This window comes from Euzebya sp., from assembly GCF_964222135.1.
In the GTDB taxonomy this organism is placed as follows: Bacteria; Actinomycetota; Nitriliruptoria; order Euzebyales; family Euzebyaceae; genus Euzebya.
On record NZ_CAXQBR010000092.1, the window covers coordinates 17,947 to 31,808 of the forward strand.

The 13,862-nt window shown below is 72.7% G+C and carries 16 protein-coding genes; 15 read left to right on the forward strand and 1 reads right to left on the reverse strand.

The annotated features are described in order from the left end of the window. Position 1 precedes the first annotated feature (1 nt). The 11 genes from ACEQ2X_RS20060 (at position 2) to ACEQ2X_RS20110 (ending at position 8,822) form a co-directional block, all read left to right on the forward strand. The gene (locus ACEQ2X_RS20060) at positions 2-295 is read left to right on the forward strand and encodes a flagellar FlbD family protein (RefSeq protein WP_370327645.1); all 294 of its coding nucleotides are present in this window, start codon (positions 2-4) and stop codon (positions 293-295) included. Further along, a complete protein-coding gene (locus ACEQ2X_RS20065; RefSeq protein ID WP_370327647.1) occupies positions 295-825 on the forward strand; it encodes a flagellar basal body-associated FliL family protein in 531 nt (176 codons plus the stop codon). The genes ACEQ2X_RS20060 and ACEQ2X_RS20065 overlap by 1 nt, the downstream gene beginning before the upstream one ends. 46 nt (positions 826-871) lie before the next feature. Beyond that, positions 872-1,891, forward strand: coding sequence for a flagellar motor switch protein FliM (gene fliM, locus ACEQ2X_RS20070; RefSeq protein WP_370327648.1), 1,020 nt, complete (start codon positions 872-874; stop codon positions 1,889-1,891). After that, the gene (gene fliN, locus ACEQ2X_RS20075) at positions 1,891-2,955 is read left to right on the forward strand and encodes a flagellar motor switch protein FliN (protein ID WP_370327649.1); all 1,065 of its coding nucleotides are present in this window, start codon (positions 1,891-1,893) and stop codon (positions 2,953-2,955) included. The genes fliM and fliN overlap by 1 nt, the downstream gene beginning before the upstream one ends. A 2-nt stretch (positions 2,956-2,957) precedes the next feature. Further along, positions 2,958-3,479, forward strand: coding sequence for a flagellar biosynthetic protein FliO (locus ACEQ2X_RS20080; protein ID WP_370327650.1), 522 nt, complete (start codon positions 2,958-2,960; stop codon positions 3,477-3,479). Between the two features lie 99 nt (positions 3,480-3,578). Continuing rightward, positions 3,579-4,406, forward strand: coding sequence for a flagellar type III secretion system pore protein FliP (gene fliP, locus ACEQ2X_RS20085; RefSeq protein WP_370327651.1), 828 nt, complete (start codon positions 3,579-3,581; stop codon positions 4,404-4,406). Then, entirely contained in the window at positions 4,403-4,672 is a 270-nt protein-coding gene (gene fliQ / locus ACEQ2X_RS20090) for a flagellar biosynthesis protein FliQ (RefSeq protein WP_370327652.1), read from the forward strand. Before fliP ends, fliQ begins: the two co-directional genes overlap by 4 nt. A gap of 21 nt (positions 4,673-4,693) precedes the next feature. Further along, the gene (locus ACEQ2X_RS20095) at positions 4,694-5,455 is read left to right on the forward strand and encodes a flagellar biosynthetic protein FliR (protein WP_370327653.1); all 762 of its coding nucleotides are present in this window, start codon (positions 4,694-4,696) and stop codon (positions 5,453-5,455) included. Next, on the forward strand, positions 5,456-6,613 hold the full coding sequence (locus tag ACEQ2X_RS20100) for a flagellar biosynthesis protein FlhB (RefSeq protein WP_370327654.1): 1,158 nt from the start codon (positions 5,456-5,458) through the stop codon (positions 6,611-6,613). Between the two features lie 204 nt (positions 6,614-6,817). Beyond that, the gene (locus tag ACEQ2X_RS20105; RefSeq protein ID WP_370327655.1) at positions 6,818-7,420 is read left to right on the forward strand and encodes a winged helix-turn-helix domain-containing protein; all 603 of its coding nucleotides are present in this window, start codon (positions 6,818-6,820) and stop codon (positions 7,418-7,420) included. 70 nt (positions 7,421-7,490) lie between these two features. Beyond that, positions 7,491-8,822, forward strand: coding sequence for an MFS transporter (locus ACEQ2X_RS20110; protein ID WP_370327656.1), 1,332 nt, complete (start codon positions 7,491-7,493; stop codon positions 8,820-8,822). On the opposite strand, the gene ACEQ2X_RS20115 is transcribed toward ACEQ2X_RS20110, so the two are convergent. Continuing rightward, the gene (locus tag ACEQ2X_RS20115) at positions 8,792-9,025 is read right to left on the reverse strand and encodes a hypothetical protein (RefSeq protein ID WP_370327657.1); all 234 of its coding nucleotides are present in this window, start codon (positions 9,023-9,025) and stop codon (positions 8,792-8,794) included. The genes ACEQ2X_RS20110 and ACEQ2X_RS20115 overlap by 31 nt on opposite strands. A 205-nt stretch (positions 9,026-9,230) precedes the next feature. Between ACEQ2X_RS20115 and flhA the strand changes: the two genes are divergently transcribed. Genes flhA through ACEQ2X_RS20135 form a run of 4 tightly spaced genes read left to right on the forward strand, consistent with a single transcriptional unit; the run spans position 9,231 to position 13,798 of the window. After that, the gene (flhA, locus tag ACEQ2X_RS20120; RefSeq protein WP_370327658.1) at positions 9,231-11,357 is read left to right on the forward strand and encodes a flagellar biosynthesis protein FlhA; all 2,127 of its coding nucleotides are present in this window, start codon (positions 9,231-9,233) and stop codon (positions 11,355-11,357) included. Further along, complete coding sequence (locus ACEQ2X_RS20125) at positions 11,335-12,780, forward strand: hypothetical protein (protein ID WP_370327659.1); 1,446 nt, start codon at positions 11,335-11,337, stop codon at positions 12,778-12,780. The genes flhA and ACEQ2X_RS20125 overlap by 23 nt, the downstream gene beginning before the upstream one ends. Then, on the forward strand, positions 12,777-13,430 hold the full coding sequence (locus ACEQ2X_RS20130) for a flagellar brake protein (RefSeq protein ID WP_370327660.1): 654 nt from the start codon (positions 12,777-12,779) through the stop codon (positions 13,428-13,430). Before ACEQ2X_RS20125 ends, ACEQ2X_RS20130 begins: the two co-directional genes overlap by 4 nt. Then, entirely contained in the window at positions 13,427-13,798 is a 372-nt protein-coding gene (locus ACEQ2X_RS20135) for a hypothetical protein (protein ID WP_370327661.1), read from the forward strand. The genes ACEQ2X_RS20130 and ACEQ2X_RS20135 overlap by 4 nt, the downstream gene beginning before the upstream one ends. Positions 13,799-13,862 lie beyond the last annotated feature (64 nt).

Sequence of the window (13,862 nt, forward strand, 5' to 3'; positions counted from 1 at the left end):
CGTGATACGCCTCACTCGATTCAACGGGCAGCGCTTCGCGCTGAACCCCGATCTCATGGAACGCATCGAGGCGACGCCCGACACCGTGATCACCTTGGTGGACGGCACCCGTCACGTCGTCACCGAGGACATCGACGAGGTCATCGAGCGCGTGCGGTACTACCGCGCCGGCATCGTGGCCCTGTCACAGATGCTCGCCGTCCAGCTCGCTGACGGTGTCGAGGCCGCTCCGTCCACCACGGACGTCACGGCTCCGCCCCTGCGCCTCATCTCGCAGTCGGGAGGCGACAGCTGATGGCCAAGCGCAAGAAGGACGCGGACGCGCAGGCGGCCGCCGGCCAGGCCGACGGCAAGAAGGCCAAGGGCGGCGAGGAGGGTGGCCACAAGAAGCGGAGCATGCTGATCCCCGCCGTGGTCGTGGCCCTGGCCGTGCTCGGCGGCGGCGCGATGGCCGGCGGCCTGATCGGTGGCGGCGGCGACGGTGCCGAGGCAGCCGAGACCGAGGGCGCCGAGGCCACGCCGACGCCGACGCCCACGCCCCTCGGCACCCTGCTCGAGCTCGAGTCCGTCACGATCAACCTCAACGGCGGGCACTTCCTGAAGCTCGGCGTCGCGGTCGAGCTCTCCGCGGAGGCCTCGGCGACCCAGCCGCCCACCGCCCCGATCTACGACGCGATGATCGAGCTGTTCGGCCCCATGACCATGGAGGCCCTGACCGATCCCGGGACCCGCGAGGGGACGAAGCAGACGCTCCTGGCCGCGCTGTCGGACACCTACGGGGAGGACATCGTCGCGGTGTACTTCACCGAGTTCGTGATGCAGTAGCGACGAGGTTCTCAGGTGTGGACCGATCGTGCCGATCGGAGTCCACGTGAGCGCCTCAGCAGCACCCGCGGTGTCGACCCTCATCACGGTCGACCAGACCGGGACGCCCCGTGAGCGGAAGGTATCCGCCTACGACTTCAAGCGTCCCAACAAGGTCAGCCGCGATCACGTGCGCGCGCTCCAGCTGGTCCACGAGACCTTCGCGCGGCAGTTCTCGACGATCCTGTCGAGCACCCTGCGGGCGCTGACGCCGATCTCCATCGCGGCGATCGAGCAGCACACCTACGACGAGTACGTCAGCCCGCTGCCGAGCCCCACGTTCATGGCGATCCTCGCCGTGGACCCGCTGCCGGGCCAGGGCATCTTCCACCTGCCGCTGCACGCGGCGATGGAGATCGTCGACCGGCTCCTCGGCGGTCCCGGGGGCAACACGCACCCCGACCGGCCCCTCACGGAGATCGAGATCGGGGTGCTCCGCGGACTGCTCGAGCGGGTCATGCGTGAGCTGACCTACGCGTTCGAGTCCTTCCTCGACGTCGAGACGCGCATCACCTCCACGGAGTCGAACCCGCAGTTCGCCCAGATCGTGGCGCTCAGCGACATGGTCGTCGTGGCCACCTACGACATCGCCATCGGGGACGACACCTGGGAGGCATCGCTGTGCTTCCCCTACCTGATGCTGCAGCCGGCGCTCGAGGCCTACACCGAGTCCAAGCGGTCCCACGACGCCGACGCCCACGACCTCGGGCAGGTGCAGGCCATGCTGACCGACCACCTCCACGAGGCGCCGGTCGACCTGGCGGTGCACTTCAACCCCGTCACGCTGTCCGCCCAGGAGATCGTCGAGCTGCAGACCGGCGACGTCCTGCCGCTGCGCCACCGCGTGGCCGAGCCGCTGACGGTGACCGTCGGCGGCGTCCCCTGCTTCTCGGCGATGCCGGGGCGCCAGGGCCGGCGGTCCGCCGCCCTGGTCATCCCCTCGGCCCACGGCCCGGACGACGTGTCCGCAGCCCTGGGCGAGCTCTCCCCCCACCCGACCACCACCCCCGCTGACGAGGACCTCTGATGAGCGAGTCACTCCTCCACGAGACCGCACAGGCCGTGGCCCGCCGGATCGGCGACCGGCTGCCCGCCGCGTTCGCCATGGACGCCGGCGAGGTCGTCGTCTCGAGCGACCCGGACGCCCACGCGCTGCCGGCCGACGCCGTCGCGGTCCGCTTCGAGCTCGGTCCGGACGCCGCGCTGGTCATCGCCCTCACCGCGGACACCGCCGAGGCGCTCGCCAGCCAGGAGTCCGCCGCGTCCGCGGCCGAGGCGCTGGACCGGGTCGTCATCGACATCGCCGCCGACCTCGCCCCGCTCTTCGACGGCGCCGCCCCCACCCCGGGGGAGGGGACCGAGGTCGCCGCCGACGAGGCCCTGGCGACCGGACCGGGTGACGCGGTCAGCGTCGCGCTGGACGACGCCGGCACCCACCGCGCCACCGTCGGCCTGCGGATGGTCATCAGCGACGAGCTGATGGGCGTCGGCGTGCTCGACCCGGCCTACGCAGACGAGGTCGACGCCGACCAGGCCCTCGTGGACGCCGGGTACGCCGGAGCCGCGGATGCGGGCGCCGTCGGCCAGCCCCTCGTCGACCAGCCCCTCGGCCAGCCCGCGGGCGGCTACACGGACCAGCCAGGCCCTGTCGGCCAGGCTCCTGTCGGCCAGCCCCCGGTCGCCCAGGCGGTCCCCGTCGCCCAGGCAGGTGCCGCCCCCCAACCCGGTCGCCAGCGCGTCGTGTCGGAGCCGGTGGGCGAGGCCCACCCCGCGGACTTCGCCTCCTTCGACGGCCTCTCCTCGCTGCCCGGCTCGGCGCACCCGATGACGATGCTGAGCGACGTCGAGATGGGCGTCACCGCCGAGCTCGGCCGCACGCGGCTGAGCGTCCGCGAGGTGCTCGCCCTCAGCCCCGGCTCGATCATCGAGCTCGACCGCGCCGCCGGCAGCCCGGTGGACGTCGTCGTCAACGGCACCCTCATCGCCCGCGGCGAGGTCGTCGTGATCGACGAGGAGTTCGGCATCCGCATCACCGAGATCATGGGCATGGGCGCCGACAGCGCCCGCCACCCCCTCCGGGTGGCGCAGTAGCCATGCCCGACGTCTCGCTCGCCGCCATGGCCCTCCGCCTCGCCATCTCCATGGGCGTGGTCGTCGGGCTGATGCTGCTGGCCGCCAAGCTCCTGCGACGCGCGCAGGCCGCCGCCGCGAGCAGCGGCGCCAAGCGCGGCCGCGCCGCGGTCGTCCGCACCCCGATCGACGTCGCCTCCCTGGCGCCCCTCACCCGGGGTGCCTCGGTGGCGATCGTCCGAGCCGCCGGCCGCGAGCTGGTCCTCGGCGTCACCGAGACCCAGGTCACCCTCCTCCACTCCGGCATCGAGACCCGCGCGGTCGACGAGGACCGGGCGGCGGAGCTCGACCTGACCCGCATCGCACTCGACCTCGACGGGCCGGACGCCCGTCTCGATTCAGATGAGGCCACCTCGGTGGCCGGCATCGGCGCCGCACGGATCGCGGCCTCGATCCCCGACCTGGGCGGCATGCCCGGTGAGCGGGGGCAGTCAGCATGGACGGAGGCCCTCGAGACGTTGCGAGCCAGGACCGTCAGGCGCTAGCGCCACGATGATCTGAGCCTCGCGCGTCGGCTGGAGCAGCCGACCGTGACCTCCTCACACCCGCGGAGCCTACGTTCCGCAGTCCTCAGTCTGCTCACGGTGATCCTCATCGTGGTGCTGGCCGGGCCCGCCGCGGCCCAGACCCCCCTCGACCCGCCGCTGGTCCCCGACCGCGTCGCCCCGATCGACGCCGCCGCACCCCAGCCCGGTGACGCCGCCGCCGCGGACGCGGCCGGGCTCGTCGCCGGGGACGGCCCCGAGGCCCAGTTCAACCTGGACCTCGGCAACACCGTCCAGGAGCCGTCGCAGAGCCTGACGATCATCGTCCTGCTGACGCTGCTCAGCCTGGCGCCGTCGCTGCTGGTGATGATGACCAGCTTCACGCGGATCGTGATCGTGCTGAGCATCGTCCGCCAGGCCATCGGCCTCCCGACGGTGCCGCCGAACCAGATCGTCGTCGGCCTGGCGCTGTTCCTGTCGATCTTCACGATGGCGCCGACGCTGCAGGAGATCAACGAGGTCGCCCTGCAGCCGCTGCTCGCCTCCGAGATCGACCAGGGCGAGGCCATCGGCCTGGCGCAGGCGCCGATCCGCGAGTTCATGATGGGGCAGGTCGGCGAGGCCGAGCTGGCGCTGTTCGTCGACGCCTCCGGGGAGGGACGACCGGCGACGCCGGACGACGTGGCCTTCACCTCGCTGGTGCCGGCCTTCGTCCTGAGCGAGCTCAAGGCCGCGTTCATCATCGCCTTCGTGGTGTTCATCCCGTTCCTCATCGTGGACCTGATCACCGCCTCGGTCCTGATGAGCATGGGCATGATGATGCTGCCGCCGGTCCTCGTGTCCCTCCCCTTCAAGCTGCTGCTCTTCGTCATGGTCGACGGGTGGACCCTCGTCGTCCGCTCGCTGCTGGAGTCCTTCGCGACATGAGCGACACCCAGGTCATGGAGATCGGCGTCCAGGCCCTCTGGCTGGCCGTCAAGCTCGGCGCCCCCGTCCTGATCGTGGCCCTCGCGATCGGCCTGATCGTCGGCCTGCTGCAGGCCGTCACCCAGGTCCAGGAGGTCACCCTCACCTTCGTCCCGAAGTTCATCGGCGTCGTCGTGGTCTTCGTCGTCGCGGGCAACTGGATGCTCAGCGAGATCGTGAGCTTCACCCGCGCCCTGTTCGACATGGTCCCGGCGCTGCTGGGCTAGGCCGCCCCCCCCCCCCGCACCATGGACCTGCAGATCGACCAGTACCTCCTGACCGGCTTCCTCCTGGCCGTCGTCCGGGCCGGTGCGTGGCTGCTCGTGATCCCGCCCCTCAACTCCCCCATCGTGCCGGTGCAGGTGAGGGTCGGGCTCGCGACGACGCTCGCGGTGTACGCCGCGCCCGTGCTCGCCGCCGAGCAGGTCCCCGTCGAGATCGGCCCGCTGATCATGGCCGGTGGCTTCCAGGTCGTCCTCGGCCTGTCCCTCGGCTTCCTCGTGAACCTGCTGTTCTCCGCCATCGGCGCCGCCGGCGAGCTGATCGACATCTTCGGCGGCATCAGCATCCAGCCGGCGTTCGACCCGATGACCGGCGGGACCGGGTCGGGCTTCGCGCGGATCTACCAGACCGTCGGCGTCACCCTGCTGTTCGCCGTCGGCGGGCACCTGCTGATCGTCCGCGGGTTCATCGAGTCGTTCAAGGCGATCGGGGTGTCCGGGCTCGACCTCACGAACCTCCGCGAGCTGCTGATCGGCAACCTCGGGCACTTCCTGCTGGCGGCCGTCGAGATCGCGGCCCCGATCATCGCCGTCGCGTTCCTGATCGAGGTCGGCCAGGGCCTGGTCGCCCGCGCCGCGCCGCAGATGAACGTCTTCCTGGCGGTCATGCCGCTGAAGATCCTCGTGACGATCGTGATCGTCGCGGTGGCGCTGCCGCTGCTGCCCGGCATCGTGTCCACCCTGGTCGAGGCGGGCGTCTCGGACGCCATGGCCCTCGGGGGGCGCTAGATGGCGCAGTCCCAGGCCGGTGAGAAGACCGAGAAGCCGAGTCCGAAGCGCAAGAAGGACGCGCGCAAGGACGGGCAGATCCCGCGCAGCAACGACATCGGCGGGTGGCTGATGCTGCTGACGACCGCGTGGCTCATGCCGATGGTCGTCCGCAGCGGCTTCGAGCAGCTGCGCGGCATGCTCACGTCGATCCAGCAGGTGCTGGACGGCGGCGAGGGCGAGCTGATCGGCTTCTTCGGCGACGCGATCCTCGGGGGCACCCTCGTCATGGCCCCGCCGGTCCTACTGGCCATGCTCCTCGGCGTCGGCTCCCAGGTCGCCCAGATCGGGTGGGCGCCGAAGAAGATGAAGCCCGACTTCAAGAAGCTGAACCCCTTCAAGGGCATCAAGCAGATGGTCGGGATGCGCGCCGCCTGGGAGACGGTCAAGAACCTCCTCAAGCTCGCCGCCATCGTCATCGTGTCGGTCGGGCCCATTACGACGATCTACGAGACGCTCGTCGCGAGCGGCAGCACCATGAACGTCCCCGCCGTCGCCGGGCTGATCGCCGAGTCGACGCTCGGGGTCCTCCGCAACGTCTCCATCATCGGGTTGGCGATCGCGGCCGCGGACTACCTCCAGTCGAAGAAGCAGATCGACAAGCAGATCAAGATGACCAAGCAGGAGGTCAAGGAGGAGAACAAACAGAACGAGGGCGACCCGATGGTGAAGGGCCAGATCCGCCAACGGCAGATGGCGATGAGCCGCAACCGGATGATGGCCGCCGTCCCCGACGCCGACGTCATCATCGTCAACCCGACCCACATCGCGGTCGCCATGCGCTACGACCCGACGGCAGGCGCCCCGAAGGTGCTCGCGAAGGGCGCCGGGGCGGTCGCGGACCGGATCCGCGAGCTGGCCGACGAGTCCCACATCCCGATCGTCCGCGACATCCCCCTCGCCCGGACCGTGTACCGGCTGGTGGAGATCGACCAGCAGATCCCTGTGGAGCTCTACGAGGCCGTCGCCCGGGTCCTCGCCTTCGTCTACGCCCTGCGCGCGAAGGGCCGCGCGGCGGGCACGCACGAGTCGCCGTTCGCCACCGCCCACGAGCCGTTGACGGCGCTCGAGAAGCCCCGCCGCGGGGCAGTCCCGTCCTCGGAGCTCGTGCCGACGTAGGCAACCCAGAGCGTCAGCACCCGACTGCACGTCGTCCTGTCGGTGTTCGGGCGGAACTGCCCGTCGTCCGGCACCCTCCCGGACGGCGTGCTGGCGGGGCGAGCGGCGGGACCGGATCGCGTGCAGTTGGCGCCGGCACCCTGACCACGTCGCGTAATGCACAACTCCTTTGCACAATGTCTTTGCAATGGTAGTGTGCGCTTCATGCGCGATGCCGACCGCCCGTCCGAGGTCCGCCGGGTCCACCTGGACTCCGCGAAGCTGCAGTGCCTCGCCCACCCCCTCCGCTCTCGGTTGCTGAGCGCCCTCCGGCTCGAGGGCCCCGCGACGTCGGCGAAGCTGGCCCAGCGGCTCGGGACCAACACCGGCGCCACGAGCTACCACCTGCGCCAGCTCGCCGACGTCGGGCTGGTCGCCGAGGACCCCGACCGGGGCACCGCTCGCGAGCGGTGGTGGCGAGCGGCGCACGACATGACGTCCTGGTCGGACGCGGACTTCGAGGACGACCCCGACGACCGGGCGGCGAACGAGTGGCTGCTCGGCTCGATCCACCGGCAGAAGGCGCTGTGGCGCGACGACTGGCTGGTGACCCGCAACGACTGGCCGCGGGCGTGGCGCGAGGCCGCGACCACCACCGACCTCCGCCTGCGCCTGACCCCGTCGCAGCTGGCCGCGTTCAAGGACGAGGTGTGGGCCCTCGTCGAGCGGTACGAGCAGGCCCCACCCGATCCCGCGCCCGACGACGAGCCGACCGAGGACGTCCTGGTCCTGCTCGACGCCTTCCCCGCCCGCGAGGTGAGGCTGTGACCGCGAGCCTGGGAGCGGTCGCAGGACAGGCCGGGGGGCGACCCCGGCGCGCCAGCGCGGGGGTCGGGCTGTGACCGCGAGCCTCACCGTGCGCGAGGCCCGACGGCGGTTCCTCGTCCTGCGGGGGCTGCGGTGGCTGCCCACCGGCATCACGATGCCCGTGCTCGTCCTGCTGCTGCTCGACCGCGGGCTGGGCCTGGCCCAGGTCGGGGTCGCGCTGTCCGCCCAGATGGTGGCGGTCATGGCGCTCGAGCTGCCGACCGGCGGGCTGGCCGACGCGCTGGGCCGACGTCGCGTCCTCCTGCTCGCCGGCGGGTTCCAGATCGCGGCGCTGACCCTCCTCACCGTCGCGGGGGACGTGTGGCTGCTGGCGGCCACCTTCGCCCTGGAGGGGGTCTACCGCGCCCTCGAGAGCGGCCCGCTCGACGCCTGGTACGTCGACGCGGCGCAGGCCGCCGACCCCGACGCCGACATCGAGGGGGCGCTCGCGACCGGCGGGGTGGTGCTGGGGCTCGCGATCACCACCGGCACGCTGGTGTCGAGCGGCCTGGTCGCCTGGGACCCCGTCGCGGCCGTCGACCCGCTGGTCCTGCCCGTCCTGGCCGCCCTCGTCCTGCGGATCGTCGAGCTCGCCGCCATCCACCGGCTGGTGGTCGAGGTCCGCCCGTCGACGACCGACGCGCCCGCAGGTGCGGGACGGGTTCGGAGCGCGGTCCGTCGCACCCGGGCCGAGGCGCTCGCCGTCCCCTCGATCGTCCGCGACGCGCTGGGCATGGTCCGCCGGAGCCGCGCGCTGGTCGCGCTCGTCGGCATCGAGCTGCTCTGGGGGCTCGGCATGATCGCCTTCGAGGTCCACACGCCGGCACGCCTCGAGGTGGTCCTCGACGAGCCGGCCGCCGCCGCAGCCCTGATGGGGCCCGCGAGCGCCGCCGGATGGGGGGCCTCGGCCATCGCCGCGGGCATGGCACCTCGGCTGACCCGGCTGCTCGGCGCGACCGGGGCCGGGACCGCGCTGCTGGCCGTCCAGGCCGCCGCCGTGGTGGGCATCGGGCTGGCGTCCGGTCCCCTCGGGATCGTCAGCGCGTTCGTCGGCACCATGGCGGCGCACGGCGCGGCCAACCCGGTCCACCAGGGGCTCCTCCACCGCGCGGTGACCGACCCGGGACGGCGCGCCACCGTGCTGTCGGCGAACAGCCTGATGGCGTCCGTCGGCGGGGGCATCGGCGCCATCGGGCTGGGCGCGCTCGCGGACGCGACCACCATCTCGACCGCGGTGCTGGTGGGCGCCGCAGCGCTCGCCGTGGCTGCACCGGGCTACCAGCTCGTCCGCCGGGCAGCGGCCGGTCAGGAGCCTCCCGCACCGCCGCTGCGTCAGGCGGGTGGCGAGATCACGTCGAGGTGACGTGACCTGACCGAGACCAGCGCACCGGAGGGGGTGCGCACCACGACCCGTCGGGGCGGGTGCCCCGGCGGGGCGTGGCCGTCCCGGCGGTCGCCGACCTCGACGACCTCCACCGCCGCCCCGTGCGGGAGGTCACCGATCTCCGGCCCGACGTAGCGGACCTCGGATCCGGCGGTCAGCTCCATCTCCATCTGCGTCGGCACCCCCGTGCTCGTCCTCGGACCAGTCTCCCCCGGTCCGACACGGTCGAAGGGCACCCCATCGGCCACCCCCCTGCACCCAGGGACCGGCGGACCCGATCGGCGGTGACCGCTAAGGCCGACCGCCGTGCAGCCGATGACAGGGGTGCGCAGACCACGGACGGCGGCGCGACGGAAGATCCCCAAGGACGGCTGACGCCTGCACCAGGTGCCCACCTTGCGGAATCGCTCGATCGCCCCCATCGCCGTCCCGGCCGCCGTCATCCTCATCGTCGTGATGATGGTGGTGCCGGTGCCGACTGCGCTGCTGGACCTCCTGCTGGCGATGAACATCGCCGCCGCGCTGCTCGTCATCCTCGCGTCGATGCAGGTCAACCGACCCCTCGACTTCGCGGTCTTCCCGTCGCTGCTGCTGGTCCTGACCCTCTTCCGGCTGGCCCTCAACATCTCGACCACCCGGTTGATCATGCTGGACGGCTACGCCGGCAAGGTCATCGAGGCGTTCGGCAACTTCGTCATCGGCGGGTCGCTGGTCGTCGGCCTGATCGTCTTCCTCATCCTGGTCGTCGTGCAGTTCATGGTGATCACGAACGGCGCCGGCCGCGTGGCCGAGGTCGGCGCGCGGTTCACCCTCGACGCCATGCCCGGCAAGCAGATGGCGATCGACGCCGACCTGAACGCCGGCCTGATCGACGAGGCCCAGGCCCGCAAGCGCCGCGAGGAGGTCGCCGCCGAGGCGGACTTCTACGGCGCGATGGACGGTGCGTCGAAGTTCGTCAAGGGCGACGCGATGGCGTCGATCATCATCACCGCGATCAACCTGATCGGCGGCCTGGTGATCGGCGTGGTGCAACAGGGCATGGACGTCGGCGAGGCTGTCTCCACCTTCAGCCTGCTGACCGTCGGCGACGGCCTGGTCTCCCAGCTCCCCGCGCTCCTGATCTCCATCGCCTCGGGCATCATCGTGACCCGCGCGGCCACGGCCGGCGACATGGGCACCGACGTGGTGCTGCAGTTCAGCCGCCAGCGCGGCGCCATCCGCCTCGGCGGCGTGGCGGTCGCCCTCATGGCGCTGCTCCCCGGCCTGCCGTTCGTGCCGTTCGTCGCGGTCGGTGCCGCCCTGTGGCTCACCTCCAGCAAGCTCCCCGACCCCGAGGAGGCCAAGCGCCGGGCCGCCGAGGCCGAGCGCGAGCGCGAGGACGAGGCGATGCGCGCCGCGCTGCCCGACCCGAACTCCCCCGAGGCCATCCTCGAGGACGTCCAGGTCGAGAGCCTGCAGCTCGAGATCGCCTACGACCTCATGGACCTGGTCGACCCCGCCCGCGGCGGCGACCTGCTCGACCGGGTGAAGGCCCTGCGCCGGAAGGTCGCCGGCGACCTCGGCATCATCATCCCGCTGGTCCGCACCCGCGACAACATCGAGCTGCCCCCGAGCACCTACTCGATCCGCGTCCACGGCGTCGAGCTCGGCCGCGGCACCGCGCCGGTCGGTCACGTCCTCGTCATCGGCGACGACACCCCGGCGTTGGGCGAGGGTGGCGGCGACGTCCCCGCCCGCACCGGCATCGCCGCGCTGCCGGGCACCCAGACCGTCGAGCCGGTCTTCGGCCTGCCGGCCCGCTGGGTCCCCCAGGAGTACCGCCAGCAGGCCGAGGTCATGGGCGCCACGGTCGTCGACCGGTCGTCGGTCATCACGACCCACCTGGCCGAGGTCGTCCGCACGAACGCCGCCCGGCTGCTCAGCCGGACCGACACCAAGCTGCTCGCCGAGCTCGTCAAGGCCCAGGCCCCCACGGTCGGCGAGGAGCTGACCGCCAGCCAGCTGACCCTCGGCGACGTGCAGAGCGTCCTGGCCGAGCTGCTGGCCGAGCAGGTGCCGATCACCGATCTGGTCCGGATCTTCGAGGTGCTGACCGAGCGCGGCCAGCACACCCGCGACGTCGAGCCGCTGGTCGAGTCCGTCCGCGCGATGCTCGGCCCGGCGATCTCCTCGGCGCTGGCCGTCGACGGCCGGCTGGCCGTCCTGGTCCTCGACCCGATGACCGAGCACGCCGTCGTCGAGGCGGTCCGCCCCGGTGCGACCGGGTCGTTCCTGGCCCTGGACCCCCAGCTGTCCGAGCGCCTCGCCGTCGAGGTCGCGCGGTTGGCCGAGCAGGCCGAGCAGCAGGGCGAGTCCCCCGTGATCGTGTGCTCCCCGCAGGCCAGGCCGGCCCTGCGCCGCCTGGTGTCCCAGGTGATCCCCCGCCTGCCGGTGCTCGGCTACGCCGAGATCGGCCCCCAACTGACAGTCGAGACCGTAGGAGTGGTGAACGTTGGCAACCCCGCAGCGGTTTGAGGGTTCCTCCATCGAGGCGGTGCTGGCCGAGGTCCGCACCGTCCTCGGCAGCGACGCCGAGATCGTCGAGGCCAACAAGATCCGGTCCGGAGGGCTGGGCGGCTTCTTCGCCAAGGAGTCCTACGAGGTGTACGCGACACCGGGTGCCGGGCGGTCCAGCACCGACAGCACCGGTGCCGCGGACGGCAGCGCAGGGGTCACCGGCCCCGCGCCCACCGACCCCGCACCCACCGGCGCCTCGGCGAGCGCGGCCAGCGTCTCGTCGGTCTCCGCGTCCCTGCTCGACCTGGCCGACCGGGTCAGCGCCGCGGAGTCCGGGGTCGCAGCCGAGGCCCCGACCCGCGACGTGACCCCCGACGACACCTCGGTGGCCCACCGCCTCGGCGACCTGCTCGCCGGACGTCCGACCAGCGCACCGGCGGACTTCGAGCCGCTGTCGACCGCCGAGATGCCGCGGATCAGCACCGAGGGCGGCGCGTTCAACGACGTCCTCCAGCGCATAGCGGCCGACGCCGGTCCCGACATCGCCGACGCCGTCGGCGCGCGACTGGCTCCGGCGCCGACCCGTCCGGCCGGCCTCGCCACCAGCCACCCGCACATCCCGACCGTCGACCACGAGGCCATCGCCGACGCCGCGGCTGCCGCCGTCGCCGCAGGCACCGCCGACGCGGGGCAGGTCCCGGTCCCCGCCGCGGAGGTGCCCGACGCCGCTCACAGGGCCGTCGAGCCGGTCGGTGGCGCCGACCTGACGGACACCGCCGACCTCGCCGCCGTCCAGACGGCCGGCGTCCTCGCCGCGGACGAGCGCACCGCGCGCCTCATGTCGTGGCTCGAGCGGGGCAACCTCCCCCGCACGACGGTGATGACGGCCCTCCGCGGGCTGCCCACCATGGCCGAGCTGCCCGACACCACAGGCGTCGTGGTCGCCGTCGTCGGCGAGCGGGCCCAGGCCCTCCGCCTCTGCAAGCAGCTCGCGAAGGCCGTCGACGCGGACCCCGACGCGGTCGTGCTCGCCTCCGCCTCCTACCGCGGCAAGGCCGTCCCGGAGTCCCAGCGCATCACCGACGCCGAGGACGCCCAGCGCGAGCGCCTGAGCTGGCGCCGCCGCGCCACCCCGACGTTCGTCGCCGTCGAGTGCGGCCCGGGCCTCCGCGGCGCCGACAAGGAGTGGACCCGCACGGTCGTCGACACCCTCGACCCCCACCAGGTCATCGGCGTCGTGGCCGCCTCGCGCAAGACCGAGGACGTCGAGGTGTGGCTCCAGCAGGTCGGCGGCGTCGACGGGCTCGCCCTCGAGGACGTCGAGCACACCTCCACCCCGTGGGCCGTGCTCGCCCTCGGCGTCCCCGTCGCCTACCTGGACCGCGTGCCTGCGACCCCGGAGACGTGGACCGACGCGCTCGCGGGGGCGATCGCGGCATGAGCGACGCCGGAGCGCGCTGGCCGGCCGCGGGGTCGCTGGTCGAGCTGAGCTGGCGGGTGCAGACCTTCGACGCGTCGGTCCTGCTCGCCGAGGACGAGGAGCTCATCTGCACGCCGTGCCCGCGCGCGGGCCTGCTCGTCCCGCACGCGCCGGTGGAGGCGATGGTGCGCTGGACCGACGCCGACGGCGCGTACACCCGGCCCGCCACGATGGTCCTGGCCGACGGCGGGCACGTCCGGCTGGAGGCGTCCGGGACGACCTGTCGGACCCAGCGCCGCGCCTACGTGCGCGCCCCGGTCGCCGTCGAGATCGTCGTGGAGGACCTCGAGTCCGAACGACCGGGCGTCGCGTTCGCGTTCGACGCCGACGAGCACGCGACCAGCGGCTGGACCAGCGACCTCAGCGAGGGCGGGGCACGCGTGTTCCTGGACGGTCCCCCGCCGCCGCAGGGCGCCCACGTGGCCGTCCGGCTCGTGGTGGACGGCGAGGCCGTCGACGCGCGGGCGCAGGTGACCCGGATCTCCGAGGGTCCCGACCGCTGCGAGGTCGGGCTGACCTTCGAGCAGCTCGCCCCCTCGGACGCCGATGTGATCAGACGACAGGTCTTCACCGCCCAGGTGGAGGCGCGACGGAACGGAGTGCTGCGATGACGACGGACACCACGAGGTCGACCGAGCCCGCGAAGTCGATCAACACCGTCTGGCGGTTCCCGCTGATCGTGGGGCTGTCGGTGGTGCTCGGCGCGCCCGTGCTGAGCGACATGGCGCTGATGAACGCGAGCGACCTCGCGAACGCCGGCGTGCGCTACCTCGCCGCGCTGGCACTCGCCTGGTTCGGGGTGTCGACGGTGTTCCGGGTCATCGACCGCTACCAGCACGAGAACGCGATGGCGATCCGGCTGGCCGAGCTCGAGGTGGCACGGGCCGAGGCCGAGCGCCTCGCCGCCCTCCGGGCGGAGGCGGCCGCCGCCGAGGCCGCCGCGGCGGAGGACGACGCCCGCGAGATGGAGTCGGTCTGAGCCCACCGGACCGCCTGGCCCGGTCCACCGGTGCCCGACGCCTGCGGTGACGTAGGATCGCACG

What these genes read in the sequence shown, in the direction of transcription:
- ACEQ2X_RS20065 (WP_370327647.1), top strand. Translation starts at nt 295, where the DNA reads ATGGCCAAGCGCAAGAAGGACGCGGACGCGCAGGCGGCCGCCGGCCAG.
- fliN (WP_370327649.1), top strand. Translation starts at nt 1,891, where the DNA reads ATGAGCGAGTCACTCCTCCACGAGACCGCACAGGCCGTGGCCCGCCGG.
- ACEQ2X_RS20080 (WP_370327650.1), top strand. Translation starts at nt 2,958, where the DNA reads ATGCCCGACGTCTCGCTCGCCGCCATGGCCCTCCGCCTCGCCATCTCC.
- fliQ (WP_370327652.1), top strand. Translation starts at nt 4,403, where the DNA reads ATGAGCGACACCCAGGTCATGGAGATCGGCGTCCAGGCCCTCTGGCTG.
- ACEQ2X_RS20095 (WP_370327653.1), top strand. Translation starts at nt 4,694, where the DNA reads ATGGACCTGCAGATCGACCAGTACCTCCTGACCGGCTTCCTCCTGGCC.
- ACEQ2X_RS20100 (WP_370327654.1), top strand. Translation starts at nt 5,456, where the DNA reads ATGGCGCAGTCCCAGGCCGGTGAGAAGACCGAGAAGCCGAGTCCGAAG.
- ACEQ2X_RS20105 (WP_370327655.1), top strand. Translation starts at nt 6,818, where the DNA reads ATGCGCGATGCCGACCGCCCGTCCGAGGTCCGCCGGGTCCACCTGGAC.
- ACEQ2X_RS20130 (WP_370327660.1), top strand. Translation starts at nt 12,777, where the DNA reads ATGAGCGACGCCGGAGCGCGCTGGCCGGCCGCGGGGTCGCTGGTCGAG.
- ACEQ2X_RS20135 (WP_370327661.1), top strand. Translation starts at nt 13,427, where the DNA reads ATGACGACGGACACCACGAGGTCGACCGAGCCCGCGAAGTCGATCAAC.